Source organism: Streptosporangium sp. NPDC050148, assembly GCF_055586505.1.
Window position 1 is genome coordinate 218,758 of sequence record NZ_JBVJIA010000002.1, and the last position, 26,121, is coordinate 244,878.

Below are 26,121 nucleotides of genomic sequence, written 5' to 3' on the forward strand. Positions count from 1 at the left end.
CGTCCCCCCCCCCCCCCCCCCCCCCCCCCCCCCCCCCCCCCCCCCCCCCCCCACGCCCCCCCCCCCCCCCCCCCCCCCCCCCCCCCCCCCCCCCATGCCCGGTCGCTTTTATCAATAATTAGTGATTTATGCGAGATTGACGGGAGATGGGAAACCGGGATACGTTCCGGGTGTTTTGTGGCGGTGCGAGGGAAACCGGTGAGATTCCGGTACGGTCGCGCCACTGTAACGGCCCCACGGGCCGCAAGTCAGGTCACTCGGCCGCCACCGACCTACGAAAAGGGACGCGTGATCCCGGAGGAGGTAGCCGTGAGCCAGATTTCGGCTCCGCACACCCAGCCCATTCCCTGGACGTCGCTCACCCGCTGGCTTCTCGCCGTGCCGGTGCTGCTGCTCCTGGCCTACCTGGTCACCTTCGACCAGGGAGCGGTCTCCCAGGCAGGTGACTACCTGCACGAGCTCATGCACGACGGGCGCCACCTGCTCGGCGTCCCTTGCCACTGAGCCGCATGTGATCACCAAACTGATCGTCCGGGGACTCGTCGCCGGACTGCTCGCAGGGCTGCTCGCAGCCGTCTTCGCCTACGCCGTGGGCGAGCCGGGCATCGACCGGGCCATCGCGCTGGAGGAGGCGGCCGCGGCCGCCGCCCCGGCCCACGACGGCACGGCCTCCGGGACGCACTCCCACGAGGCCGGCGCCGCCGAGGCCGCCCACTCCCACGGGGAGGAGGCCCTGGTCAGCAGGGACGGGCAGCGGTTCGGCCTGTTCCTGGCCCTGGGCCTGTACGGGACGGCGGTCGGCGGCCTGTTCGCCCTGGTCTACGCGGCCGTGCGCGGCCGGGCCGGGCCCCGCTCGGAACCGGCGCTCGCGGTCACCCTCGCGGCCGCCGGGTTCGTCGCGGTGGTCCTCGTCCCCTTCGTGAAGTACCCCGCCAACCCGCCCGCCGTGGGCGATCCCGAGACCATCGGCCAGCGCACCCTGCTCTACCTCATCGCGGTGGCCATCGGCATCCTCGCGGTGGCCGCCGGAATCCTCGCCCACCGGTACGCCGCGGGCGGCGAGCCGTGGGTGCGGTGGCTGGTCGCGGGCGCCGCGGTGCTCGTCCCCGTCGTCGCGGCCTGGGCCCTCCTGCCGGAGATCGCGGAGGTGCCGCGAGGCTTCCCCGCGGACCTGCTCTGGGACTTCCGGATGGCCTCCCTGGGCACCCAGGTGGTCCTCTGGACCGGCGTCGGCGTGCTGTTCGCCTTCGCCGCGCGCAGGCGCAGCCCGGTGTGACGGCCCCCTCGGGGGTCGCTCGGCTGCTGCTGGTCTGCCACGCCTCCACCGTGGCGACCGCACGGGCCGCGTTCCCCCTCGACGAACCGCTCGACGAGCGCGGCCTGCGCCGGGCGCGCGGGCTGGCGGACGAGTTCGTCCCCGGCCCGGCGGCCTGCCCGTCCGAGCTGCGGTGCCTGCAGACGGCGGCGGCGCTCGGCCTGCGGGCCGAGCCCGACCCGCTGCTGGCCGACTGCGACCACGGCCGCTGGGCCGGGATGACGCTCGCCGAGGTCGAGGCCGCCGAACCCGAGGCGCTCGCGTCCTGGCTCGGCGACCCCGCCGCGGCGCCGCACGGAGGTGAGCCGGTCACCGCGCTCCTGGCGAGGGTGGCCGGCTGGCTCGCCGTCCGCGCGCCGGGCCGGACGGTGGCGGTCACCCACCCGGCGGTCATCCGCGCCGCCGTGGTGCACGCCCTGGGGGCCCCGGCCCGCGCCTTCTGGCGCGTGGACGTGGCACCGCTGGCCCGGGTGGCGCTCACCGGGCGCGGCGTGCGCTGGCGGCTGACGTACTCCCCGTGACGGTGTTCTCGCACGACGACCTCCCCGCACGACGACGCAAGGAGACCCCGAAGGTGCCCGACTCCCGTTATCCGTTCACCGCGATCGTGGGGCTGGAGGACCTCAAGCTCGCGCTGATCCTCAACGCCGTCTCCCCGCGGGTCGGGGGCGTGCTGGTCAGGGGGGAGAAGGGCACCGCCAAGTCCACCGTCGTGCGGGCGCTGGCCGCCCTGCTGCCCCCCGTCGAGGTGGTGCCCGGCTGCCGCTTCTCCTGCGACCCGGCGGCGCCCGACCCCGGCTGCCCCGACGGGCCGCACGAGGTCCCGTCCGCGGAGGGGGCGCTCCGGCCCGCCCGCCTGGTCGAGCTGCCCGTCGGCGCCTCCGAGGACCGGCTCGTCGGCTCCCTCGACATCGAACGTGTCCTGACCGAGGGCGTGAAGTCCTTCGAGCCCGGCCTGCTGGCGGGCGCCCACCGGGGCGTCCTCTACGTCGACGAGGTCAACCTCCTGCACGACCACCTGGTGGACCTGCTCCTCGACGCCGCCGCCCTGGGCACCTGCTACGTCGAGCGCGAGGGAGTGTCGGTACGGCACGCGGCGCGCTTCCTGCTGGTCGGCACCATGAACCCGGAGGAGGGCGAGCTGCGCCCGCAGCTGCTGGACCGCTTCGGCCTGACCGTGGAGGTCCGCGCCTCGCGGGAGCCGTCCCGGCGGGTCGAGGTAGTACGGCGGCGCCTGGCCTTCGAGGCCGACCCGGACGGCTTCGCCGCCACCTGGGCGGACGAGGAACGCGAGCTGGCCGCCCGGATCGCCGAGGCCAGGGCCCGGCTGCCGCGGGTCGTCCTGCCCGACGCGGCGCTGCTGCGGATCGCCACCGTGTGCGCGGAGTTCGAGGTGGACGGCCTGCGGGCCGACCTGGTCACGGCGAGCGCGGCGATCGCGCACGCCGCCTGGCGGGGCCGCACCCGGGTCACCGCCGACGACGTACGGGAGGCCGCCCGGCTCGCGCTCCCGCACCGCCGCCGACGCGACCCCTTCGACGCGCCCGGCCTGGACGAGGCGAAACTCCAGGACCTCCTGGACCGCGTCCCCGACGACCCCGAAGACCCTGAAGGGCCCGACGACCCCGACGGCCGAGGTGGCCCGGACGGCCCCGACGGCCCCGGTGGCGGGGATCCCGGCGACGGCCCCGAGACCCCCGGGAGCCGGGAGCGGGCCCCGGACGCCCCGGACGACGCCGGCGTCCCCGGTGGCGCCGATGACCCCGGCGGTCCCGGAGAGACGGACGTCCCGGGCGTACCCGGGCCCCGTGGCGCCGCCGACCCCGCCGACCCCGGCGCGGAGCGGGGAGAGCCCGGCTCCGCGACCGAGGACCGGGGACGGGGCGGGCGTGAGCGGACCTTCGGCGCAGACCCGGGTGGCAGGACCAGGCTGTTCACCGTCCCCGGCGTCGGCGCCGGAGCCCCGGGGCGGCGCTCGCGCGCCAGGACGCCGCTGGGCCGCACCACCGGGGCCAGGGTCCCCGAGGGCCGTACCGGCTCGGTGCACCTGAGGGCGACGGTCGGCGCCGCCGCCCCGCACCAGGCGGCGCGGGGCAGGAGCGGACCCGGCCTGCTGCTGCGGCGCGGCGACCTCCGGGAGGCGGTCCGCGAGGGCAGGGAGGGCAACCTGGTGCTGTTCGTGGTGGACGCCAGCGGTTCCATGGCCGCCAGGCAGCGCATGCGCGCGGTCAAGACGGCCGTGCTCGGCCTGCTGCTCGACGCCTACCAGCGCCGGGACAAGGTCGGGCTCGTCACCTTCCGCGGCACCCGCGCGGACCTGGTCCTGCCGCCGACCTCCTCGGTCGAGGCCGGGGCGGCCCGGCTGCGCGAGCTGCCCACCGGGGGGCGTACCCCCCTGGCCGCGGGCCTGCTTCGGGCCGCCGAGGTGCTGCGCGTCGAGCGGCTGCGCGACCCGTCCCGGCGCCCGCTGCTGGTCCTGGTCACCGACGGCAGGGCGACCTCGGGAAGCGTCGAGGACTCCCGGCGGGCGGCCGGGCTGCTGGCCGGGGTCGCGAGCGTGGTGGTCGACTGCGAGGACGGCCACGTGCGCCTCGGCCTGGCCTCCGCGCTGGCTGCGCGGATGGGCGCCGAGACCGTGCGCCTGGACGACCTCACCGACCTGGCCGGAATGATCCGCGAGCGGCGCGGTGCCGCGTGAGGACCGGACCGGCACGACTCACCCGCGTGTCACCCGCGTGTCACCGCGCGGAGAACGACACCGGAACGATCCGTGAGCGGCACGACGCCGCGTGAGAACGAGGGGAGGACGAGGATGCCGCAGGGCAGACCCGTCAGCGTGCCCGAGGACGGCCTGACCACCCGGCAGCGCCGCACCCGGCCGCTGCTGATCGTCCACACCGGCCCGGGGAAGGGCAAGTCCACCGCGGCCTTCGGCCTGGCGCTGCGCGCCTGGAACCAGGGCTGGCCGATCGGGGTCTTCCAGTTCGTCAAGTCCGCCAAGTGGCGCATCGGCGAGGAGCGCGCCCTGCGGGTGCTCGGCGACTCGGGGGAGGGCGGGACGGTCTCCTGGCACAAGATGGGCGAGGGCTGGTCCTGGATCCAGCGGCCCGGCAGCGAGGAGGACCACGCCGCCGACGCCCGCGAGGGCTGGGAGCAGATCAAGCGGGACCTCGCCGCCGAGACGTTCCGGCTGTACGTGCTCGACGAGTTCACCTACCCGATGAAGTGGGGCTGGATCGACGTCGACGAGGTCGTCGCCACCCTGCGCGGGCGGCCCGGGGTCCAGCACGTCGTGGTCACCGGCCGCGACGCCGCCCCCCGCCTGCTGGAGGCCGCCGACCTGGTGACCGAGATGGGCAAGGTCAAGCACCCGATGGACGCCGGCCAGAAGGGTCAGAAGGGCATCGAATGGTAGCCCGCCTGGTCATCGCGGCACCCTCCTCCGGGGCGGGCAAGACGACCGTGGCCACCGGGCTGATGGCCGCCTTCGCCCGGCGCGGCACGACGGTCTCCCCGCACAAGGTGGGGCCCGACTACATCGACCCCGGCTACCACTCCCTGGCCACCGGCCGTCCGGGCCGCAACCTCGACCCGTGGCTGGTGGGGGAGGAGCTCGTCGCCCCGCTGTTCCTGCACGGCGCCGCCGGGGCCGACCTGGCGATCGTCGAGGGCGTCATGGGCCTGTACGACGGCGCGGGCTCGGGCGAGTTCGCCTCCACCGCGCACGTGGCCCGGCTGCTGGAGGCCCCGGTGGTCCTGGTGGTGGACGCGGCCAGGCAGAGCCGGTCGGTGGCGGCGCTGGTGCACGGGTTCGCCTCCTACGACACCCGGATCAGGCTCGGCGGGGTGATCCTCAACCGGATCGGCTCCGAGCGGCACGAACGCATCTGCCGGGAGGCGCTCGCCGAGAGCGGAGTGCCGGTGCTCGGCGCGATCCGCCGCAGCGACGCGGTGGAGACCCCCTCCCGGCACCTGGGCCTGGTGCCCGCGGCCGAGCGCCGTACCCAGGCCGTCCGGGCCATGGACGCCGTCGCGGACCTCGTCGGAGCCTCCTGCGACCTGGAGGGGCTGCTGCGGCTGGCCCGTACCGCGCCGCCGGTGACGGCCGTGCCCTGGAGCCCGGGGCCGCCCGTCCCGGCCGTCACCAGGATCGCGGTCGCCGGTGGCCAGGCCTTCACGTTCGGGTACACCGAGCAGGCCGAGCTGCTGGCGGCGGCCGGGGCCGAGATCGTCCCCCTCGACCCGCTGGCCGACGAGACCCTTCCCGAGGGGACCCGCGGGATCGTCATCGGGGGCGGGTTCCCCGAGGTCTACGCGGCCGAGCTGTCGGCCAACGAACCGCTGCGCAAGGAGGTCGGCGCGTTCGACGGGCCGATCTCGGCCGAGTGCGCCGGCCTGCTCTACCTGGCCAGGCGGCTGGACGACCGGCCGATGTGCGGGGTCCTCGACGTCGAGGCCAGGATGACCGGCACCCTGACGCTCGGGTACCGGGACGCGGTGGCCGTGCAGGACTCGGCGCTCACCCGGGACGGCGAACGCTACCGGGGCCACGAGTTCCACCGCACCGCGGTCGCACCGGCCCCCGACCGGCCGCTGTTCCGCTGGAGGGGAGGGGCGGACGGCTTCGCCGACGACCGGGTCACCGCCTCGTACCTGCACCTGCACTGGGCCGGCAGCCCGGCCCTGGCCTCCCGGTTCGTCGCGGCCTGCCGCCGCGTCCCGGTCGGCTGACCGCACCGGACGCCCTCGACCGGCCGGGGCGCGGCCGGGCGGGCGTCAGGCTGCGGTGAAGCAGCGCACGTCCTCCAGCATCTTGGCCGCCCGCGCGGAGCTCAGCCGGGCCCGGGGGTCCTTGCGCAGCAGCCCGCGCAGCACCGGCTCCAGGGCCCCCGCCCGCTTGGGCGCGCGCGGAGGCTCCCGCAGCGCCGCCACCAGCGCGGCCATCGAGTTCACCGTACGGAACGGGGTCCTGCCCTCGACCGCCATGTACAGGGTGGCGCCGAACGACCACATGTCCGCCTCGCGGGTGCCGCCCCTGCCCTGGAGCGCCTCCGGCGCGATGAACGCCGGGGTGCCGCGCATCGAGCTCGTCGCGGCCCCCTCGGGCGCGGCGAAGCCGAAGTCGGCCAGCACCACCCGGTCGCCGGTCAGCATGATGTTGGCGGGCTTGATGTCGCGGTGGATCACCCCGCCGTCGTGCGCGTGCCGCAGCGCCTCCAGCAGGCGGCAGCCCATCGCCGCCACCAGGTCCACCGGGAGCGGGCCCGCCTGCACGAGCGTGTCGTGCAGCGTCAGCGCCTCCAGGAACTCCATGACGATCCAGAGACGGTCGGCCTCCTCGGTGAGGTTGTGCACCGTCACGATGCCCCGATGGCTCAGCCGGGCCGCCATCCGCGCCTCCCGGACCACGCGCCGCCGCTGTTCCGCGGCGGCGGGCCCTGGAGGCAGGGGTATCTCCTTGAGTGCCACCTCTCGCTCCAGAAGCAGGTCGTATGCGCGCCAGACGACGCCGGTCGCCCCCTGGCCGACGCGGGAGACGAGCTTGTACCTGCGCGCGATGATGGTGCTCACCCGTCAATGATCGCAGTTTTCCACCCCCAGGCCTACCTGGAACGTTCCCAACACGCCCTCCGGCGGCCGTTCCCTGCTGATTCGGGGGGTGAGGGTGGTCACACCAGGCCGATGCCCAGCAGCAAGGTACCCGCGCCCAGCGCGACCCCGCCCGCCGGGACCAGCCAGATCAGCCGGTTCGGCCTGGTGTCCGAAGGGCGGACCACCGACAGGAAGAAGCCGATCGGCATCAGGATCGGCGCGGCCACGATCAGGACCCGGGCCAGGTCCTTCAGGCCGCCGGACAGGTCCGCCCGGTCGATGTAGAGGAGCGCGACGAGCGCGAAGAGCACCAGGACGCCCGCGTGCGCGTGCCCCGCCCGCCACAGCCCGCGGCGGACGGGGTTGTCCATGTAGCCGGGGACGCCGCGCATGATGTGCGCGAGCAGGGAGACCCCGCCGAAGGCCACGGCGGGAACGGTGATCAGGAGCACTCCGGCGGTGCTCAGCGAAGACGGTGACACGGGGGTCCTCTCATTGGATAGCGGCGCTGACCAATTATTGGATAGGACGGCTATCCGGTCAAGGGGGCCGCGGATTTGCCATGAGGTCGGGTGAGAGGGTTCCCTGACGGGCAGGACCTCGGCACGGCCCGTGCGGGCCCCCGCAAAGATCGCGGGACCATCCGCGCGCAATGTCGCCCGGTTCGGGGAAGATATGAATCAGATGCGTCCCCCAGGTGGAGGTGCCACAGATGGCGAGCAATGACACGGGCGGCCAGAAGCAGACCGGCCGCACCGACAGGGAGGTCGAGGAGACCGCCCCGGCCGAGACCTCCGACGTCCAGGAGCGTCACGAGAAGCTCTCGGACGACGTCGACGCGATCCTCGACGAGATCGACGAGGTGCTCGAGGAGAACGCCGAGGAATTCGTCAGGTCGTATGTCCAGAAGGGCGGCCAGTAGGTCCCACATCGAGATCCGTCCCACCGAGGCCGGGTGAGGGCGGACCCGTCGTGATCCGCAGGCTCGCCCCGGCCGTGGGCCGAGTTCGGCGAGCGCCGGGCCCGGCGGGCGGGTGACGCGCGGCCGTCCCCGCCGGGAGCGTTCTTCACGGCGCTCCACCGCGGTGGCCACCGGTGCCGAGGCCGAGCGGTGAGCCGAGCGGTGAGGGGTCCCTCCGGGAACGGTTCCCGGAGGGAACGAGACCCCGTCCCGCCGCCCCCGCCTTTCGCCTCCCGGTTCCCGCGCGGGGCACCCGCGGCCCCGGTTCCCGCACTCCCGCGTCCCGCGCCGCCGTCGCGCCGGACGGAGATATCCGCCCCGCGCCCCTGATCACCGCTCCCGCGCCCTCGCGTCGCCGTCGTACCGGACGGCCACCCCCGCCCCGGGCCCCGCTCGGGACCCCGCCGGCGCCCCTGACCACCGCCGGTGCCGGATTCGTCGCGTCCGTCCGCACCCGTCCGCACCCGTCCGCGCCCGTCCGGCGGGCCGGTGGATCCCGCCGTGGCGAGGCCGGTCACCCGTGAGGATTCAAAAGCCGGGCACCGGTAGGTGGTTCGCGCTGAGCTGATCCAGGGAAGTGCAAGCAGCACGGCAAGATGAGTAAGGTCGGGCCTTAAAGGACTGCACCTTTGGAGGGAGTCGCGTGGGATCGCACAGGGACCTGCCCGCCGGCATGGTGAATCATATCTTTACCGACACCGGGAGCTCCTCGTTCACCGAGTTCGTCAGGTCCCACTCGCCGGACTTGTTGCCTGGCCGTAACGAGACCCTGGCGACCCCGGTCGGTGACCAGATTCCGCATGCCACCACGATCGTCGCGGCGATGTGCGCCGGCGGCGTGGTGATCGCCGGAGACCGCCGGGCGACCTCCGGCAACATCATCTCCCAGCGCGACATGGAGAAGGTGTTCCGTACCGACGACCACTCGGCCATGGGCATCGCCGGGGCGGCGAGCACCGGGATCGAGCTGGCCCGCCTCTACCGGGTGGAGCTGGAGCACTACGAGAAGCGCGAGGGCCGCACGCTCTCGGTGACGGGCAAGGCCAACCGCCTCGCCACGATGATCCGCGGCAACCTGCCGATGGCCATGCAGGGACTCGTCGTGGTGCCGCTGTTCGCCGCGTACGACCCCGACATCGACGGTGGCCGGATCTTCGGCTACGACGTGGGCGGCGGGCCGTACGAGCAGCACCACCACCACGCGATCGGATCCGGCTCGATCTTCGCGCGCGGGGCGCTGAAGAAGCTCTACCGGGAGGGCGCCTCGCCCGAGGACACCGTCCTGACCCTGGTCCACGCCCTCTACGACGCCGCCGACGACGACTCGGCCACCGGCGGCCCCGACGTGATCCGCAGGATCTGGCCCGTCATGGCGGTGATCACGGCCGACGGCTACCGCCGGCTCCCCGACGAGGAGGTCGCCGAGTACGTCCGGATCGTGGTGGACTCCCGGACGAACTCCCCCGACGGCCCCACCGCCCCGCTGCGCTAACACGAGAGGATCACCCCAGGTGTCCATGCCTTTTGGATATGTCTCGCCCGAGCAGCAGATGCGGGACAAGGCGGACTACGCGCGTAAGGGGATCGCGCGGGGCCGCAGCGTCGTCGTCCTGCAGTACGAGGACGGCATCCTGTTCGTCGCGCCCAACCCGTCCCGCGCCCTGCACAAGATCAGCGAGATCTACGACAAGATCGGTTTCGCCGCGGTCGGCCGCTACAACGAGTTCGAGGCGCTGCGCCTCGGCGGCATCCGCTACGCCGACATCAACGGCTACACCTACGCCCGCGACGACGTCACCGCCCGCGGCCTGGCCAACCTCTACGCGCAGAACCTCGGCCAGATCTTCACCGAGTCGCCGAAGCCGTTCGAGGTGGAGATCGTGGTCGCCGAGGTCGGCGACTCCGCCGACGAGGACCACATCTACCGGCTGACCTTCGACGGCTCGGTCTTCGACGAGGCGGGCCTGGTCGCCATGGGCGGTCAGGCCGAGGCGGTGGCGGGGCGGCTCAAGGAGCAGTACCGCGACGGCCTGTCGCTGGGCGAGGCGCTGGAGGCCGCGCTGTTCGCGCTGACCGAGCCGGGCGGCGAGCGTTTCCCGGCCGCCCAGCTCGAGGTGGCGGTGCTCGACCGCAACCGGCCGCACCGCAAGTTCCTGAGGCTCAACGGCCCGAGGCTGGAGCGCCTGCTGGCCGCCGGTGCCCCCGCCGCCGAGTCGGCCGCCCAGGCGGTCAGGGACGAGCAGGCGCGAAACCCCCTCACCGCCCCCGAGACGCCCGGTACCCCGCCGACCGCCCCGGAGGGTGACATCGACACCGGATCGAGCGGCTGACCCCGACGCGGACGCACCGGCCGCCGGCCCCGTACGGGGACGGCGGCCGGTTCTCGTACGCCCCGACGCCGACGATCCGGACACCAGGCACGTTCGCGCTTAGCAGGTCATCAGCCTGGGCATAAGCCGTACGACCGAAAACCCCATGATCCCTCCCACGAGAGGGGTTCGGCGAATAGTGTGAGGCAATGGATCGTCGCATCTTCGGGCTTGAGAACGAGTACGGCGTCACCTGCACGTTCAGGGGACAGCGGCGGCTGTCACCCGACGAGGTAGCGCGCTATCTATTCCGCCGTGTCGTCTCCTGGGGCCGATCGAGCAACGTCTTCCTCCGCAACGGTGCCCGCCTCTACCTCGACGTGGGGAGCCACCCCGAGTACGCCACCCCCGAGTGCGACAACGTCGTGGAGCTCGTCACCCACGACAAGGCGGGCGAGCGCATCCTGGAGGGCCTGCTCGTCGACGCCGAGAAGCGTCTCCGCGAGGAGGGCATCGCCGGCGACATCTACCTGTTCAAGAACAACACCGACTCCGCGGGCAACTCCTACGGCTGCCACGAGAACTACCTGGTCGGCAGGCACGGCGAGTTCGGCCGCCTGGCCGACGTGCTGATCCCGTTCCTGGTCACCCGGCAGATCGTCTGCGGTGCCGGCAAGGTGCTGCAGACGCCCAGGGGAGCGGTCTACTGCGTCTCCCAGCGGGCCGAGCACATCTGGGAGGGCGTCTCCAGCGCCACCACCCGGTCGCGCCCGATCATCAACACCCGTGACGAGCCGCACGCCGACGCCGAGCGGTTCCGCCGCCTGCACGTCATCGTCGGCGACTCCAACATGAGCGAGACGACCACGCTGCTCAAGGTCGGCGCGACCGACCTGGTGCTGCGCATGATCGAGGCGGGCACCGTGATGCGCGACCTCTCCCTGGAGAACCCGATCCGGGCCATCCGCGAGGTCTCCCACGACATGACCGGCAGGCGGCGGGTGCGGCTGGCCAACGGCAGGGAGGCGTCCTCGCTGGAGATCCAGGAGGAGTACCTCTCCAAGGCCCGCGACTTCGTGGACCGCCGCGGCGGCGACGAGCTCAGCCACCGGGTGCTGGAGTTGTGGGAGCGCACGCTCAACGCGGTCGAGACCGGTGACCTGGACAAGGTCGCCCGCGAGATCGACTGGGTCACCAAGTACCAGCTGATCGAGCGCTACCGCAGGAAGTACGACCTGCCGCTGTCCAGCCCCAGGGTCGCCCAGCTCGACCTGGCCTACCACGACGTGCACCGCCGTCGCGGCCTGTTCTACCTGCTGCAGAAGCGCGGCGCGGTGGAGCGGGTGGCCTCCGATCTGAAGATCTTCGAGGCCAAGTCGGTGCCGCCGCAGACCACCCGCGCGCGGCTGCGCGGGGAGTTCATCCGCAGGGCCCAGGAGAAGCGCCGCGACTTCACCGTCGACTGGGTGCACCTGAAGCTCAACGACCAGGCGCAGCGCACCGTGCTCTGCAAGGACCCCTTCCGCAGCGTCGACGAGAGGGTGGACAAGCTCATCGCCGGCATGTGACGGCCGGCCGGGCCACGGACCCTTCACGCAGGGGCCGGGCCGCCGATCGTCCGTGCGTGACGGACACCGGGCCCGCCGCCCCTCCACGGGTGGCGGGCCCGCCGGTCGTCCGCGGGTGCCGGAGCGACGGATCCCGTGATCGTCCTCATGCGGCGGGGACCGGTCGCGATGAATCTTTCACGGGCGAGGGGCGGCATTGCGTCGATCGTCGGCATGTCATGGTCACGCTTCGGCAAGCTCGCCCCGGTCTTACCCTCTCCGTACACCGGGACGGGTAGTGTGGCGCAAACCTGACGTCTGCTTGAGGGATACCTATGCGCCGCCGCAGTATGGCCGTACTGGCCGCAGTGCCTCTGATGTTCGCCGCAGCATGCGGGTCCGGAGGGGACGCCGCCACCAGCACCACCGGTGCCTCCAGCTCCGCGAGCTCCGCGAGCAGCGGTGGGGTCGCCGAGCTGCAGGTCACCGGAGCGGCCGGGGCGAAGCCGACCGTCGCCTTCCCGTCCAAGGTCGTGGAGAGCTCCTCCTTCAAGGTGCTCACCCCCGGCACGGCCGGTGAGCCGGTGAAGCCCGGCGGCAGCGTCGTGGCCAACTTCACCGTCTTCACCTGGGACGGCAAGGAGAACAAGCTCGCGGGCTCGACCTACGACGAGGGTGGCCCGCAGGTCATCACGCTCAACGAGCAGGTCCCCGAGATCCTCCGCAAGGGCTTCGCCGAGACCAAGGGCGGCGGCAGGTTCCTGTCCGTCGTCGGCAAGGACGCCCTGCCCAAGGAGCAGCAGGCGCAGGCCCCGCCGGGACAGTCGCAGGTCTTCGTGGTCGACGTGGTCGGCGTTCCCGCCGAGAAGACCGCCAAGGGCACCGCGAGCGACCCCGGTCTCAAGGGCGTCAAGGTGGAGAACCCGGGCGGCGACGCCGCGCCGAAGCTCACCACCAAGACCAAGGAGAAGGCTCCCAAGGATCTCGTCGTCAAGACGGTGATCAAGGGCACCGGCCCCGAGGTCAAGTCCGGCCAGTCGATCCTGGTCCAGTACGCGGGCAAGATCTGGGGCTCGGACGTCGAGTTCGACAGCAGCTGGTCCCGCGGCGCCCAGCCGATCATGTTCCAGATCGGCACCGGCAAGGTCATCAAGGGCTGGGACCAGGGCCTGGTCGGCGTCCCGGTCGGCAGCCGGGTGCTGCTGAGCATCCCGCCGGACCTCGGCTACGGCAAGGCCGGCTCCGGCGAGAAGATCAAGGGCACCGACACCCTGGTCTTCCTGGTCGACGTGGTGGCCGCCTACTAGAGCCACGAAGAGCCACAAGAGCCACAAGAGCCACAAGAGCCACAAGAGCCAAGAAGAGCCCCGGAGGGCCCGCAGGGGTCCTCCGCCCCTTCTCCGGCGTATCCCGCCGGATCCCTCCGCGACGTGTCCACCGTGACCGGGTCCCGATCGGGCCCGGTCACGCGGCCGTTGCCGCGCCTTTCACCCCGCGCCTTTCACTCAGCGCCGTCACCCAGCGCCTTTCGCCCCGCGTCGTCACTCAGCGTCGTCACCCCGGGCCCGCCGTCCCGCGCGGTCCCCGCGCGGTCTCGCGCCGCGGTACCTCCCGCCCGCCGGTCTCCCCGTCTCCCGGGCACGCCCTCGCGCGGAAGCGCGAACCGACGCGAACCAACGCGAACCAACGCGGACGGACGCGGACGGACGCGGACGTCCCGGCCGCCGTCCGGCCCCGCGGGCCTAGAATCCGGCTGTGAGCGGCGACGACCTCGACACGGTGGCGGTACTCCACGACCCGGTGCGCCGGGCCGTCTACGACTACGTGGCCTCCATGGGCCGGGACGTGGGACGGAACGAGGCGGCCGAGGCGGTGGGGGTGCAGCGGACCCTGGCCGCGTTCCACCTCGACAGGCTCGTCGAGGCGGGCCTGCTGGAGGCGGGGTTCCGGCGGCTGACCGAGCGGACCGGTCCTGGCAGCGGCCGGCCCGCGAAGGTCTACCGCAGGGCGCCGGGGGAGTGGCAGGTCAGCGTGCCGGCCCGGGACTACCGCGCGCTCGCCCTGGTGCTGGCCGAGGCGATCGAGGAGCTCGGCGAGGACGAGCGGGCCGAACGCGCCGCCCGGCGGGCCGGGGCCGGGCTCGCCCTGGAGGGGGAGGACCTGCCCGGGGTGCTGCGCCGGCGCGGTTACCAGCCCTACGAGGAGGACGGGCAGGTCCGGCTGCGCAACTGCCCGTTCCACCTGCTCGCCGAGGAGCACCCGCTGCTGGTCTGCTCGGTCAACCTGGAGCTCTGCCGGGGCCTGCTGGAGTCGCTCGGCCGGGACGTCTCCTCGGCCCGGCTGGACCCGCGCCCGGGGGAGTGCTGCGTCGCCTTTTCTAAAAATAATGAAGATTGACATAGAGGGATGGCGGGTGGTGTGCTGTGTCCATGCACCTTGCACAGCTCAACGTCGCCCACATGCGCGCGCCCAAGGACTCCCCGGAACTGGCCTCCTTCATGGCGGGCCTCGACCCGCTCAACCGGCTGGCCGAGGCCTCGCCCGGCTTCGTCTGGCGGCTCAAGGGCGGCGAAGGCCCCGAGGACACGGTCGAGCACCTCTACGGCGACCACCTGCTGATCAACTTCTCGGTCTGGGAGTCGCGCGACACGCTCTGGAACTACATCTACCGCACCGTCCACCTGGAGTTCCTGCAGCGGCGCAGGGAGTGGTTCCTGCACATGGCCCAGCCGTACTCGGTGATGTGGTGGGTCCCGGCCGGATACGAGCCGACCCTGGACGAGGGCATGGAGCGCCTGGCGCTCCTGAAGGCCGAGGGCCCCACGCCCTCGGCCTTCACGTTCAAGAACTTCTACGACCCCGAGGACAGCAGCGAGGCGGCCAGCCTCCCGGCCGCGGCCGAGGCCAGGAAGTAGGCCAGGTCCTCGTCCAGGCCACGGCCCATCGTCGACAGCCGGACCGGGGAGCCGCGCAGCGCCTCCGCCAGCCCGTCCACCGGCACCTCCACCAGCTCGTGCCGGGCGCCGAGCGGGCGTGACTGCTCGGCCACCCGCCTGCCGAAGTCGCCCGGCAGCACCGGGACGGCCACCTTGGCCGGTGCCAGCGCCACCCGGCCGTAGGCGGTCAGCGAGTGGTGCGAGACCCCGATGTGGCGCTCGCGCAGGTCGCCCTCGCTGACCCGCAGCGCCGCCACCGGCCGGCCGCCCAGCACGGCGGCGGCGTTGACCGCCTCACCGGCCGAGACGCCCGAGAAGCCCCAGCGGGTGCCGCCGCCCAGGTTGCCCGGCCCCTGGGTGACGATCGCGACCTCGGCCCCCAGCACGTGCCGGGCCGCCAGCAGGCCGGTGTGCGGCGTCACCGCCTCCACGTCGCCGCCGAAGGACTGGCCCGCCGTCACCACCCCGCACAGCCAGCCCGTCTGCCGCAGCCGCGCGGACGACATGGAGAACCAGGCGGGCAGCGCGCCCCCGTCCAGCATCACGTAGGCCACCCTGGGCGGCCGGTGGGACGGCCGCCGCCCGACCTCCCCTTCTTCTCCGCCCTCTCCGCCCTCTCCGCCCTCTCCGCCGTCCCCGGCCTCGGCCGGCCGGTCCGGCGCGCCCGGAGGAGTGGTGCCGTACAGGCCGCAGAGGATCGCCGGCAGGGCCGAGTGCAGGTCGGCGACGATCACCGGCATGCCGTCCACGGAGTCGGCCTCGCGCAACACGTCGTGAAACGGCGAGTCCTGCTCGTCGGCGCCGAGCACGGTGGCCTGCAACGGGGTGTAACGTGCCTTTACCAGGTGTCCGGGACCGCGCGGATCTTGTGGCAAACGGTCGGGAACCGCCACCACCATGGCGTAGCCTCCCGTACCGAGCCCCATGGCGAGCGCGGTCGTGTTGAGCAGCACCGCGTCACCGGGTTCCGGACGTCCCACCAGGGCCGGATAGGCGAGAGCGCGCGCCTGGCCGTCCTCGGTGGTCACGTCGAGTTCCATCGCCCCCGGCCACTCGCGCCGGACCCGCACGACCTCGCCCCTGCGCCATCTGATCACGGGGGAAGGGTAGCGTCACCCCGAACAGGAAGGAGGCCGGATGTCGCGCCGGAAGACCGAGCGGCTGCTCAATCTCGTGATCTGCCTGCTGGCCACGCGGCGGCCGCTCAGCGCCGAGCACATCCGCCAGGCGGTGCCGGGCTACGACGCCGACAACGACGAGGCCTTCCAGCGGATGTTCGAGCGGGACAAGAACGAGCTGCGCGAGATCGGCATCCCCATCGAGGTCCACAAGGACCCCTGGGAGGAGGATCCGGGCTACCGGATCGTCCGGCAGGCCTACGAGCTGCCCGAGATCACCCTGGAGCCGGACGAGGCGGCCGTGGTCGGCCTGGCGGCCCAGGTCTGGCAGCGCGCCAGCCTGGCCGAGGCGGCCGGCGGGGCGCTGCTGAAGCTGCGCGCCGGGGGTGTGCAGACCGACGAGGCCCACGGCGTGCTGGGCGGGGCGCTGGAGCTGCGCGTCGACACCCGGGACCCGTCCTTCCCGGCCCTGTGGGAGGCCGTACGCGACCGGCGCGTGGTCCGCTTCGCCTACCGGGCGGCGGCCAGCCAGAACGTGCTGACCCGCACGGTCGAGCCGTGGGGCGTGGTCAGCCGCCGGGGCCGCTGGTACATGGTCGGCCACGACCGCGACCGCGACGCGCCCCGCGTCTTCCGGCTCAGCAGGATCAGCGGCACGGTCACCCCCGTCGGTCGCCCCGGCGCCGTGACGGTGCCCGAGGGCGTCGACATCACGTCCATGGTCGGCTACCGCGACGCCGCCGTGCAGGAGCGCACCGCCGTCGTCCGGGTCAGGCGCGACACCTGCCAGGGGCTGCGCCAGGTGGCCAAGAGCGTGCGGCCCGCCGGCGACGAGTGGGACGAGCTGGAGGTCGACTTCACCGACCCCGAGCGGCTGGCCGGCTGGATCGTGGGCTTCGCCGACGACGCCGAGGTGCTCGGCCCGCCGGACGCCCGCGACGCGGTGATCTGCCGCCTGAAGGGAGCACTCGCGTGAGCACCGCCGACCGCCTGCCCAGGCTGCTGGCCCTGGTGCCCTACCTGATGTCGCACCCCGGGGCCCAGGTGCCCGAGGTGGCGAAGATCTTCGGGCTGACCGAGAAGCAGCTCATCGACGACCTGCAGCTGGTCTGGATGTGCGGGCTGCCCGGCCACACCCCCGGCGACCTGATCGACGTGTCGTGGGACGGCGGGGAGATCGTCATCGACAACGCCGAGACCATCGCCCGGCCGCTCCGGCTGGGCGTGGACGAGGCCAGCGCCCTGCTGGTGGCGCTGCGGCTGCTCGCCGAGATGCCGGAGTTCGGGCAGCGGGACGCGCTGGCCCGGGTCATCGCCAAGTTCGAGCAGGCCTCGGGCGAGGGCGCGGCCGCGGTCAGCAGCCAGGTCGCGGTGGAGGTGGACGCCGCCCCGGACGCGCTGCCCGTCGTCAACGAGGCGCTGCGCCGCGGCAGGCGCCTGTCGCTGCGCTACTACGTGCCCGGACGCGACGAGATCACCCCGCGCGACGTCGACCCGATGCGCCTGGTCGTGGTCGACGGGCGGACCTACCTGTCGGGCTGGTGCTACCGGGTCGAGGCGGTCCGGCTGTTCCGGCTGGACCGGATGCTCTCGGTCGACCTCCTCGACGTGCCCGCCGACCCCCCCGAGGGGGTCGTGCCCGACGAGGTGACGCCGGGGGTGTTCCGGCCCTCGCCGACCGACGAGCTGGTGGAGCTGGAGCTGACCGCCGTCGGCCGCTGGGTGGCCGAGTACTACCCCTGCGAGAGCGTCGAGGAGCTCGGCGAGGGCCGCGTCCGGGTGACCCTGCGCGCCAGGGACCACGGCTGGCTGGTACGCCTCGCGCTGCGCCTGGGCGACAGCGGGAGGGTGGTCTCACCCGCCTCCCTGGACGAGAGCGTGCGCGCCGCCGCCAGGGCCGCGCTGAATCGTTATGAGTCGGTCTCCTGACATGCGGCGCCGGGATCTCCTGTCATGAGCTGGATCATCGTCTCCGTTCTCGTGGGGCTCGCCGGGTCGGCGGTGCTCGGCGTGCTCGCCCTGCGCGTGCTGCGTGCGGGCGCCGCGCTGAGACGGGAGGTCGACCGGACCCGGGGCAGGCTGGAACCGGTCAGGATCCTGTCCGGTGACCGCACCGGGGAGATCCGCCCGCCCCGCGGATGAGCCGGCGGGGGTGAGACCGCGCGCCGGGGAGCGTACGATCGGGGCAGAGACCGCACGTCGCTCGGCGTAAGGATGTTGCAATGCCCAACCTCGGACCCACTGAGCTGATCATCATCGGCCTGATCCTGGTGCTGCTCTTCGGTGCCAAGAAGCTGCCGGAGGCCGCCCGCGGGCTCGGCCGGTCGCTGCGCATCTTCAAGTCGGAGACCGCCAAGCTCCGCGACGAGGACGAGGCCGAGAACACGACCACGGTCGTCCAGGCCCAGCCCGTCGTCCCGGCCCCCCAGCCGATCCCCCCGGCCGCCTCGGTCCCCACGCCCCAGCCGGTCCCGGCCCCCCAGCCGGTCTCCGTGCCGGGCGCCGAGGAGGAGGCCCGCCGCCTGGAGGAGGAGGCGGCCAGGCTGCGCGCCCGGTCCGCCGCGCCCAAGGCGCAGTGATCGGCGGTAGCCTGAGGATCTCCCCGATCAACCGACTCGTCACCCCAGGATTCGCGAATGGCGCTGCTGAAGTGGCCCAAGCCGGGCCGGAACGGGGCGTCCCCGCCCGCTGAGGAGTCCGGCGACGGCCGGATGCCGCTCATGGAGCACCTGCGCGAGCTGCGCAACCGGCTGGTCATCGCCCTGCTCGGGCTCGTCGCGGGCATCGTGGTCGGGTTCATCTTCTTCGACCCGATCTGGAAGTTCGTCTCGGCCCCGTACTGCGGGCTGCCGCAGGCCCAGGAACTGCGGCCCGGGCAGTGCACGATGCTGATCCTCGGCGTCTTCGACTCCTTCTTCGTGAACCTCAAGGTCGCGGCGATGTTCGGCCTGGTCGTCTCCTCGCCGGTCTGGCTGTGGCAGATCTGGGGTTTCGTCACCCCTGGCCTGTACCGCAACGAGAAGCGCTACTCGATCCTGTTCATGCTGCTGGCCGTCCCGCTCTTCCTGGCGGGCGCGGCGCTGGCCTACTTCGTGATGGACACCGGGCTGTCGATCCTGCTCGGGTTCGCCCCGCCAGGGACGCTCACCGGCATCACGATCGACGAGTACCTCGGCTACGCCCTGATCATGCTCATCGTCTTCGGCATCTCCTTCGAGCTGCCGCTGCTGATGGTCTTCCTCAACCTCATCGGGGTGCTGCCGCACGCGCTGGTGGCCAAGCACCGGCGCATGGTCATCTTCGTCATGTTCGTCTTCGGCGCCGTGGCCACCCCCGGCGGCGACCCGTTCACGATGATCGCGCTGGCCCTGCCCATGGTGCTGCTGTTCGCCCTGGCCGAGGGCTTCATGTACCTGAGGGAGAGGCGCCGGCCCAAGGACGAGGACTTCTCCCACCTCTCCGACGACGAGGCCTCCCCCCTCGGCGACCCCTCCTCGGGCACCGCCCTGGACGACCCCTCGCCGCTGGACGAGGTGCAGCCCGTCCCCGCGCCCGCTCCTATCGATTCGAGAACGGCCGATGCCGACCGCACCCCCTAGCGGATAGATTCCGGTCCGTGCCCGCAGAGATCGCAGTCCTGGTCAACCCCGCCGCCCGGGGCGGCCGCTCGCGGGGCCTGCTCTCCCCGGTGCTCGACCGGCTGCGGCAGGGCGGGCGCGAGGTGTCGGTGATCCTCGGGGACTCCGCCTCCGACGCGCTGGAACGCGCCTGCACGGCCGTCGCCGAGCAGCCCGAGGCGCTGGTGGCCTTCGGCGGCGACGGCCTGGTCCACCTGGCCGTCCAGGCCGTCGCGGGCAGCGGCGTGCCGCTGGGCGTCATCCCGGTGGGCACCGGCAACGACATCGCCGCGGCGCTCGGCGTCCCGCTGAAGGCCCCGCTGGCCGCGGCCGACGTCGTGCTGCGCGGCCGGGCCCGCGCCGTCGACGCCGCCCGCGTGGGCCCCGACGAGTGGTTCGCCGGGGTGCTGGCCTGTGGCTTCGACTCCCGCGTCAACGAGCGGGCCAACACGATGACCTGGCCGCCCGGCATGGCCAGGTACCTGGTCGCGCTCGCCGAGGAGCTGCGCTCCTTCCGGCCCATCCCGTTCCGGATCGGCCTGGACGGGGAGATCGTCGAGCGCGAGGCCATGCTGGTCGCGGTCGGCAACACCCGCTCCTACGGCGCCGGCATGCGGGTCTGCCCCGGCGCCGTGCCCGACGACGGCCTGCTGGACGTGACCGTCCTCGGCGCCATCCCCAAGGGGGAGTTCCTGCGCACCTTCCCCCGCGTCTACCGGGGATCGCACGCCGCCCACCCGGCCGTCACCATGTACCGCGCCCGTACGGTCACCCTGGAGGCCCCCGGGGTGATCGCCTACGCCGACGGCGAGCGGATCGGGCCGACCCCCCTCACCTGCGAGATCGTCCCCGGCGCGCTGCAGGTCCTCCTCTAGGGACCCGCCCCCGCCCCCCGGGGGCCCGGACGCCCCGCGGGGCCGGGCCGCGAGCCCGACGGAGGACGGACCGGAATCCCGATATCGGTAGGCTGAGGGTATGACGACCCCAGCGGAACGATACGCTGCCTTCCGTCAGAGCCAGGCCGAGAGCGGGCCCGCGCTGACCTCGTTCCGCGGACTGTACGACTTCGAGCTGGACGATTTCCAGCTCGACGCCTGCCGGGCCCTGGAGGCCGGTGACGGGGTCCTGGTGGCGGCGCCCACCGGCTCCGGCAAGACCGTGGTGGGCGAGTTCGCGGTGCACCTGGCCCTGGCCGAGGGCCGCAAGTGCTTCTACACCACCCCCATCAAGGCGCTCTCCAACCAGAAGTACAACGACCTGGTCCGCCGGTACGGCGCGGCCAAGGTGGGCCTGCTGACCGGCGACAACAGCGTCAACGGCGACGCGCCGATCGTCATCATGACGACCGAGGTGCTGCGCAACATGCTCTACGCCGGGTCCGGCACCCTGACCGGGCTCGGGTTCGTCGTGATGGACGAGGTGCACTACCTCGCCGACCGGTTCCGCGGCGCGGTCTGGGAGGAAGTGATCATCCACCTGCCCGAGTCGGTGCGGCTGGTCGCGCTCTCGGCCACGGTCAGCAACGCCGAGGAGTTCGGCGAGTGGATGGGCGAGGTCCGCGGCGACACCAGCGTGATCGTCGACGAGCACCGGCCGGTCCCGCTCTGGCAGCACATGCTCGTCGGCAACCGCATCTACGACCTGTTCGTCACCGGCGAGGACGACCGCCGCCCCCAGATCAACCCCAACCTGCTGCGCATCGCCAGGGACGAGGAGCGCCAGGCGTTCGGCAGGGGACGCCGCGGCTACTCGCGCCCCCGCAGGAGCGGCCCGCCCGACCGGGCGGCGGCCATCGAGCGCCTGGACGCCGACGCCCTGCTGCCCGCGATCACGTTCATCTTCTCCCGGGCCGGCTGCGACGCCGCCGTCATGCAGTGCCTGCACGACGGCATCCGGCTCACCACCGAGGCCGAACGCCACGAGATCCGGCAGATCGTCGACGAGCGCACCGCGCACCTGCCCGACGAGGACCTGGGCGTGCTCGGCTACCTGGAGTGGCGCGACGCCCTGGAGCGCGGGCTGGCCGCCCACCACGCGGGCATGCTCCCGGCCTTCAAGGAGGTCGTCGAGGAACTGTTCACCCGCGGTCTGGTCAAGGCCGTGTTCGCCACCGAGACCCTCGCGCTCGGCATCAACATGCCGGCCCGGTCCGTGGTGATCGAGAAGCTCGACAAGTGGAACGGCGAGACCCACGCCGACCTCACCCCCGGCGAGTACACCCAGCTCACCGGGCGGGCCGGGCGGCGCGGCATCGACGTGGAGGGCCACGCGGTCGTCCACTGGCAGCCCGGCACCGACCCGGTCCAGGTGGCCGGTCTGGCCAGCACCCGCACCTACCCGCTGCGCTCCAGCTTCCGCCCCTCGTACAACATGGCGGTCAACCTGGTCGGGCAGGTGGGCCGGGAACGCGCCAGGACGCTGCTGGAGTCCTCGTTCGCCCAGTTCCAGGCCGACCGGGCCGTGGTGGGCATCGCCAAGCAGGTGCGCCGCGCCGAGGAGGCGCTGGAGGGCTACCGCCAGGCGATGACCTGCCACCTGGGCGACTTCGAGGAGTACGCCGCCATGCGCAGGGCCCTGTCGGACCGGGAGGCCGAGCTGTCGCGCCGGCGGGGCGCGGCCCGGCGCACCCAGGCGCTGCGCTCCCTGGAGGCGCTCAAGCCGGGCGACATCATCCGCGTCCCGGGCGGGCGCCGCGCCGGGCTGGCCGTCGTGCTGGACCCCGGCCTCAACTCCCGGGGCGAGGGGCCCTCCCCGCTGGTGCTGACCATCGGCAAGCAGGTCAAGAAGCTCTCCCCGGCCGACTTCCCCGTCCCGGTCGAGCCGGTCGAGCACCTGCGCATCCCCAAGAACTTCAACGCCCGTTCCCCCAAGGAGCGGGCCAACCTGGTCTCCTCGGTGCACGCCAAGATCGGGGACCGGGACTTCGGCAAGCCGGTGCGGGCACGCGACCACGCCGCCGAGGACGACGAGATCATCCGGCTGCGCCAGGAGATCCGCCGGCATCCCTGCCACGGGTGCGACGAGCGCGAGGACCACGCCCGCTGGGCCGAGCGCTACCACAAGCTGCTCCGCGAGACCGAGGGCCTGCGCCGCAGGGTCGAGGGCCGCTCCCACGTCATCGCCCGTACCTTCGACAAGGTCTGCGGGGTGCTCGACCAGCTCGGCTACCTCGACGGGGAGAGCGTCACCGCCGAGGGCCGCAGGCTGGCCCAGCTCTACACCGAGCTGGACCTGCTGACCGCCGAGTGCCTGCGCTCGGGGCTCTGGGACGACCTGGACCCGGCCGAGCTGGCCGCATGCGTGTCGTCGCTGGTGTTCGAGTCGCGCCAGGCCGACGACGCCCGCCAGCCCAGGATCCCCGCGGGCGCCGCGCAGAGGACGCTGGCCGACATGGTCCGCCTCTGGGGCGAGCTGGAGGCCATCGAGAGCGACCACGGCCTGTCGTTCATCAGGGAGCCCGACTTCGGGTTCGCCTGGTCGGCGTTCCGCTGGGCCAAGGGCCACACCCTGGACGCGGTCCTGCGCGACGGCGTCGCCGGCGGCGAACTGGCCGCCGGTGACTTCGTGCGCTGGACCAAGCAGCTGCTCGACCTGCTCGGCCAGATCTCGGACGCGGCCCCGGCCGGGAGCAAGGTCAAGCAGACCGCGGGGAAGGCGATGGACGCCCTGCGCCGGGGCGTGGTGGCGTACTCGTCCCTGTCCTGAGGTCCTCGCGGCGGGGCAGCAGCAGCGGGGTGGCCAGGAGCAGGACGCCGGCGGCCACGATCGCCGCGCGGGGGCCGACGGCGGCGGCCAGCAGCCCCCACGCGGCGGTCAGGGCCGCGATGCCGAGGGTGCCGCCGACCGACCACGCCGACAGCGTGCGGGCGACCCGGTCGGGGGCGGTGTGGTCGAGCCGGTAGGTGGCCAGCACCGGGTTGAACACGCCGCAGCAGGTCACCAGGCCGAGCTGGACGACGATGACCAGCACGATCCCGGGGACGCCTGGCTGGACGAGCGCCAGCCCGACGGGCCAGCACGCGCGCAGCGCCCCGGCGGTCAGCATCACCCCGTGCCGCCCGAACCGCGCCACGAGCCGGCGCGCCAGCCGCGCCCCGACGAGGCCGCCGACGCACGGCACCGCGAACATGAGGCCGTACTGCCAGGGGGCGAACCCCAGGTGGCCGAGCAGGAGCACGGCGAGCAGCGGCTCGGTCGCCATGATCAGGCCGTTGACCAGGACCGTGTTGAGGAACAGCCGGCGCAGCGTCCGGTGGGACAGGATGGCGCGCCATCCCCCGAGCAGGTCGCCGGTGCGCGAACCCGATGCGCCCGGCCGCGCGGGGCGCGGCTCGTCCCCGCCGATCGCGCGGATGCCCAGTGCCGACAGCAGGTGGCCGGCCGCGTCGGCCGCCACCGTCACCACCGGGCCGAGCACCCCGATCGCCGCCCCGCCGAGCGGCGGCCCGACCATGATCGCGGTCCAGGTCGTGGACTCGAACCGGCTGTTGGCGACGAGCAGGTCCTGTGGCGGCACGAGCTCCTTCAGGTACGCACCGCTCGCCGCGTTGAAGGTGATCCTGGCCGCGGCGACGACGACGGAGACCACGAGGAGCTGGGCGAAGCCGAGCAGGCCGAGCGCGTACGCCACCGGGACGCTCACCAGCGCCGCGAACCGGACCAGAGCCATCGCGATCATCACCGGCCGCTTGCGGCGGAACTCCACCCACGGCCCGAGCGGCACCGCGACCACGGCCCCCACCGTGAGCCCCACGGCGGACAGCGCCGACACCTGGGCCGGCCCGGCGTGCAGCACCAGGACCGCGACCAGGGGGAACGCCCCGAAGGCCAGGCTCGTGCCGTACGAGCTGACCGCGTACGACGCCCACAACCATCCGAACCGCCGCCCGAGCGCCCGCCCGTCCCTCATCCCGCCCCGCCTCCCGCCGGCCCGTACAACCATGTGGTGACCACTGGCATCCAAGCGGCCGGGGAAGGCGGAGATCAAACAACCGTCCGCCCCGTCGGCACAACCTCTCGTTGTGTCGCTACCCTCGCGACGTGGATCTCGACGCCGTGCGCACCTTCGTGGCCTCCGTGGACGCGGGACGGTTCCAGGACGCGGCCGACGAGCTGTCGATCACCCAGCAGGCCGTCTCCGAGCGCATCGCCTCGCCGGAGAGGAACCTCGGGGTGCGGCTGTTCACGCGCACCACGCGCGGGGCACGCCTCACCATCGACGGGCAGGCGTTCCTGCCCCACGCCCGCGAGCTGCTGCGGGCCGAGGAGCGGGCGCTCGGGAAAGGCCCTAGAGCAGCGCGAAGCGGACCTCGCGGGTGGCCGGGTCGGCGCGGGTCAGCCGCACCCGGACGCTCTCGCCCAGCGGAAGGTTCTCGCCGTCGCAGCGCGCCACCACCGGCGGGTCGGTGACCTGCACCTGACCTCCGGGCCGGTCCTCGGCCACGTCGATCACCACGGCCTCGAACGTCTGGCCCACCCGGTCGCGGAGCACGAACGCCTCCACCAGGTCCACGCACGCCCGCTCGACGCTCCCGGCCCGCCGCCCGGTGGCGTGCATGATCTCCGGCAGCTCGTCCATGACCTGCTGGACCTCCTGCGGCACCGGCTCGCCCGCCGCGACGGCCAGGCAGATCTCGGTGGCGTAGCGGTCGATGAGACGCCGCAGCGGCGCGGTCACGTGCGCGTACGGCGCGGCCACCGCGGCGTGCTCGGCCTGCGCGGGCGGCTCCCCGTTGAAGGCCACGTACCCGGCGCCGCGCAGCAGCACCGTCGACTCCTGCAGGAACGCGGCCTGCTCGGGGACCTTCGGGTCGAGGGCGTGCACGACGTCGCCGTACCCGGCGCCCTCGGGCCAGGACACGCCGAGCGCCGCGGCCATCCGCCGGACCTGGGCCACCCGCTCGGCCGGGGCGGGCGGCAGCACCCGCAGCAGGCCGATCTCGGCGTCCAGCATCATCGAGGCGGCGGCCATGCCGGTCAGCAGCGAGATCTGCGCGTTCCACGCCTCGGCGTCCAGCGGCGCGCGCAGCTCCACCCGGTAGCCGTCCCCGTCCGGGACGACCTCCTGGTCGGGGGTGGGCAGCGTGACGCCGCCCCTGGCCCGCTCCAGGTCGAGCCTGAGCCGGCCGATCTCGGCCAGCAGCCGCAGCGTGCCGTCGGCGGTGCCGGTGTCGATCGCCGCCTGCGCGTAGTCGTAGTCGAGCCGCTCGCGGCTGCGCACCAGGGCCCTGGTCACGTCCGCGCCCACGATCCGTCCCTCGGCGTCCAGGTCCACGCACCACAGCGCGGCCGGACGGTCCACCCCGGGCAGCAGGCTGGCCGCGCCCTCCGACAGCACGGGCGGGTGCAGCGGCACCCGGCCGTCGGGCATGTAGACGGTCTCGCCGCGCAGGCGGGCCTCGGCGTCGATCGCGCCGCCGGGCCTGACGAACGCCCCGACGTCGGCGATGGCGTACCAGACGCGGTAGCCGCCGGGCCGCTCCTCCAGGTGCAGGGCCTGGTCGAGGTCCATCGCCCCCGGCGGGTCGATGGTGATCATCGGCAGGTCGGTACGGTCCAGCCGGGGCAGGGCGGGCGACTCGGCGACCCACTCGGCCTCGTCGACCACCGCCTGGGGGAACTCCTCGGGCAGCTTCATCTCACGACGGATCCGCTCGAAACCATCGTCGAGCCGCGGATGGGACTCTCCGGGCACCCGGATGCTCTTGTGAGGCACAGGCAGCAACC

Annotated in this window: 25 protein-coding genes, 1 pseudogene and 1 riboswitch; of the genes and pseudogenes, 21 read left to right on the top strand and 5 right to left on the bottom strand. The window is 73.3% G+C overall.

The genetic code is table 11. The features are described 5' to 3' along the window. Window positions 1-164: 164 nt before the first annotated feature. A riboswitch (cobalamin riboswitch) is annotated at window positions 165-280 on the top strand. Window positions 281-309: 29 nt separating this feature from the next. The 6 genes from ACZ6RT_RS02760 to ACZ6RT_RS02785 all read left to right on the top strand — a co-directional run bounded on the left by ACZ6RT_RS02760 (window position 310) and on the right by ACZ6RT_RS02785 (window position 6,046). Continuing rightward, window positions 310-504 carry a CbtB domain-containing protein gene (locus tag ACZ6RT_RS02760; protein ID WP_344903031.1) on the top strand — a complete coding sequence of 65 codons (195 nt, stop codon included), beginning with the start codon at window positions 310-312 and terminating at the stop codon, window positions 502-504. Window positions 505-511: 7 nt separating this feature from the next. Further along, a complete protein-coding gene (locus ACZ6RT_RS02765) occupies window positions 512-1,276 on the top strand; it encodes a CbtA family protein (RefSeq protein WP_470152035.1) in 765 nt (254 codons plus the stop codon). Further along, on the top strand, window positions 1,273-1,836 hold the full coding sequence (locus tag ACZ6RT_RS02770; RefSeq protein ID WP_470152036.1) for a histidine phosphatase family protein: 564 nt from the start codon (window positions 1,273-1,275) through the stop codon (window positions 1,834-1,836). The genes ACZ6RT_RS02765 and ACZ6RT_RS02770 overlap by 4 nt, the downstream gene beginning before the upstream one ends. Window positions 1,837-1,889: 53 nt before the next feature. After that, the gene (locus ACZ6RT_RS02775) at window positions 1,890-4,013 is read left to right on the top strand and encodes a putative cobaltochelatase (protein ID WP_470152037.1); all 2,124 of its coding nucleotides are present in this window, start codon (window positions 1,890-1,892) and stop codon (window positions 4,011-4,013) included. 114 nt (window positions 4,014-4,127) lie between these two features. Continuing rightward, entirely contained in the window at window positions 4,128-4,730 is a 603-nt protein-coding gene (gene cobO / locus ACZ6RT_RS02780) for a cob(I)yrinic acid a,c-diamide adenosyltransferase (protein ID WP_470152038.1), read from the top strand. Then, complete coding sequence (locus ACZ6RT_RS02785; protein WP_470152039.1) at window positions 4,724-6,046, top strand: cobyrinate a,c-diamide synthase; 1,323 nt, start codon at window positions 4,724-4,726, stop codon at window positions 6,044-6,046. The genes cobO and ACZ6RT_RS02785 overlap by 7 nt, the downstream gene beginning before the upstream one ends. Window positions 6,047-6,091: 45 nt before the next feature. Here the strand turns inward: ACZ6RT_RS02785 and ACZ6RT_RS02790 are convergent, their stop codons facing one another. Both ACZ6RT_RS02790 and ACZ6RT_RS02795 read right to left on the bottom strand, forming a co-directional pair. After that, on the bottom strand, window positions 6,092-6,886 hold the full coding sequence (locus ACZ6RT_RS02790) for a serine/threonine-protein kinase (protein ID WP_344903016.1): 795 nt from the start codon (window positions 6,884-6,886) through the stop codon (window positions 6,092-6,094). A 98-nt stretch (window positions 6,887-6,984) separates the two neighbouring features. Further along, a complete protein-coding gene (locus ACZ6RT_RS02795) occupies window positions 6,985-7,389 on the bottom strand; it encodes a hypothetical protein (protein WP_399188652.1) in 405 nt (134 codons plus the stop codon). 230 nt (window positions 7,390-7,619) lie between these two features. Between ACZ6RT_RS02795 and ACZ6RT_RS02800 the strand changes: the two genes are divergently transcribed. The 7 genes from ACZ6RT_RS02800 (at window position 7,620) to ACZ6RT_RS02830 (ending at window position 14,639) form a co-directional block, all read left to right on the top strand. Next, the gene (locus ACZ6RT_RS02800; protein ID WP_344903011.1) at window positions 7,620-7,829 is read left to right on the top strand and encodes a ubiquitin-like protein Pup; all 210 of its coding nucleotides are present in this window, start codon (window positions 7,620-7,622) and stop codon (window positions 7,827-7,829) included. A 712-nt stretch (window positions 7,830-8,541) separates the two neighbouring features. Continuing rightward, the gene (gene prcB / locus ACZ6RT_RS02805; RefSeq protein ID WP_344903008.1) at window positions 8,542-9,360 is read left to right on the top strand and encodes a proteasome subunit beta; all 819 of its coding nucleotides are present in this window, start codon (window positions 8,542-8,544) and stop codon (window positions 9,358-9,360) included. A 25-nt stretch (window positions 9,361-9,385) separates the two neighbouring features. Then, window positions 9,386-10,198 carry a proteasome subunit alpha gene (gene prcA, locus ACZ6RT_RS02810; RefSeq protein WP_344903006.1) on the top strand — a complete coding sequence of 271 codons (813 nt, stop codon included), beginning with the start codon at window positions 9,386-9,388 and terminating at the stop codon, window positions 10,196-10,198. Between the two features lie 188 nt (window positions 10,199-10,386). Next, entirely contained in the window at window positions 10,387-11,745 is a 1,359-nt protein-coding gene (gene pafA / locus ACZ6RT_RS02815; RefSeq protein WP_344903003.1) for a Pup--protein ligase, read from the top strand. A 356-nt stretch (window positions 11,746-12,101) separates the two neighbouring features. Continuing rightward, complete coding sequence (locus ACZ6RT_RS02820; protein WP_399188655.1) at window positions 12,102-13,031, top strand: FKBP-type peptidyl-prolyl cis-trans isomerase; 930 nt, start codon at window positions 12,102-12,104, stop codon at window positions 13,029-13,031. Between the two features lie 448 nt (window positions 13,032-13,479). After that, window positions 13,480-14,121, top strand: coding sequence for a helix-turn-helix transcriptional regulator (locus ACZ6RT_RS02825; protein WP_470152040.1), 642 nt, complete (start codon window positions 13,480-13,482; stop codon window positions 14,119-14,121). A gap of 32 nt (window positions 14,122-14,153) precedes the next feature. After that, window positions 14,154-14,639, top strand: coding sequence for a DUF3291 domain-containing protein (locus ACZ6RT_RS02830; RefSeq protein WP_399188659.1), 486 nt, complete (start codon window positions 14,154-14,156; stop codon window positions 14,637-14,639). Here ACZ6RT_RS02830 and ACZ6RT_RS02835 read toward each other — a convergent pair. After that, the gene (locus ACZ6RT_RS02835; protein WP_470152041.1) at window positions 14,576-15,757 is read right to left on the bottom strand and encodes a DUF3866 family protein; all 1,182 of its coding nucleotides are present in this window, start codon (window positions 15,755-15,757) and stop codon (window positions 14,576-14,578) included. The genes ACZ6RT_RS02830 and ACZ6RT_RS02835 overlap by 64 nt on opposite strands. Window positions 15,758-15,797: 40 nt before the next feature. Between ACZ6RT_RS02835 and ACZ6RT_RS02840 the strand changes: the two genes are divergently transcribed. The 7 genes from ACZ6RT_RS02840 (at window position 15,798) to ACZ6RT_RS02870 (ending at window position 23,100) form a co-directional block, all read left to right on the top strand. Then, the gene (locus ACZ6RT_RS02840; RefSeq protein ID WP_399188661.1) at window positions 15,798-16,754 is read left to right on the top strand and encodes a helix-turn-helix transcriptional regulator; all 957 of its coding nucleotides are present in this window, start codon (window positions 15,798-15,800) and stop codon (window positions 16,752-16,754) included. Further along, on the top strand, window positions 16,751-17,707 hold the full coding sequence (locus tag ACZ6RT_RS02845) for a helix-turn-helix transcriptional regulator (RefSeq protein WP_399188663.1): 957 nt from the start codon (window positions 16,751-16,753) through the stop codon (window positions 17,705-17,707). Before ACZ6RT_RS02840 ends, ACZ6RT_RS02845 begins: the two co-directional genes overlap by 4 nt. A 24-nt stretch (window positions 17,708-17,731) precedes the next feature. Next, the gene (locus ACZ6RT_RS02850) at window positions 17,732-17,920 is read left to right on the top strand and encodes a hypothetical protein (protein WP_399188665.1); all 189 of its coding nucleotides are present in this window, start codon (window positions 17,732-17,734) and stop codon (window positions 17,918-17,920) included. An 80-nt stretch (window positions 17,921-18,000) separates the two neighbouring features. Next, window positions 18,001-18,357, top strand: a complete 357-nt coding sequence (gene tatA / locus ACZ6RT_RS02855; RefSeq protein WP_399188667.1) for a Sec-independent protein translocase subunit TatA — start codon at window positions 18,001-18,003, stop codon at window positions 18,355-18,357. A 57-nt stretch (window positions 18,358-18,414) separates the two neighbouring features. After that, complete coding sequence (gene tatC / locus ACZ6RT_RS02860) at window positions 18,415-19,377, top strand: twin-arginine translocase subunit TatC (RefSeq protein WP_399188669.1); 963 nt, start codon at window positions 18,415-18,417, stop codon at window positions 19,375-19,377. Window positions 19,378-19,394: 17 nt separating this feature from the next. Next, on the top strand, window positions 19,395-20,270 hold the full coding sequence (locus tag ACZ6RT_RS02865) for a YegS/Rv2252/BmrU family lipid kinase (RefSeq protein WP_470152042.1): 876 nt from the start codon (window positions 19,395-19,397) through the stop codon (window positions 20,268-20,270). Between the two features lie 100 nt (window positions 20,271-20,370). Continuing rightward, entirely contained in the window at window positions 20,371-23,100 is a 2,730-nt protein-coding gene (locus ACZ6RT_RS02870; RefSeq protein ID WP_470152043.1) for a DEAD/DEAH box helicase, read from the top strand. On the opposite strand, the gene ACZ6RT_RS02875 is transcribed toward ACZ6RT_RS02870, so the two are convergent. Further along, on the bottom strand, window positions 23,030-24,304 hold the full coding sequence (locus tag ACZ6RT_RS02875; RefSeq protein ID WP_399188675.1) for an MFS transporter: 1,275 nt from the start codon (window positions 24,302-24,304) through the stop codon (window positions 23,030-23,032). The genes ACZ6RT_RS02870 and ACZ6RT_RS02875 overlap by 71 nt on opposite strands. Window positions 24,305-24,450: 146 nt before the next feature. Here ACZ6RT_RS02875 and ACZ6RT_RS02880 point away from each other — a divergent pair. Further along, window positions 24,451-24,609: pseudogene (locus tag ACZ6RT_RS02880) on the top strand (helix-turn-helix domain-containing protein); the annotation flags it as partial. A 73-nt stretch (window positions 24,610-24,682) separates the two neighbouring features. On the opposite strand, the gene ACZ6RT_RS02885 reads toward ACZ6RT_RS02880, so the two are convergent. Beyond that, the gene (locus tag ACZ6RT_RS02885; RefSeq protein ID WP_470152044.1) at window positions 24,683-26,110 is read right to left on the bottom strand and encodes an RNB domain-containing ribonuclease; all 1,428 of its coding nucleotides are present in this window, start codon (window positions 26,108-26,110) and stop codon (window positions 24,683-24,685) included. Window positions 26,111-26,121: the final 11 nt, after the last annotated feature.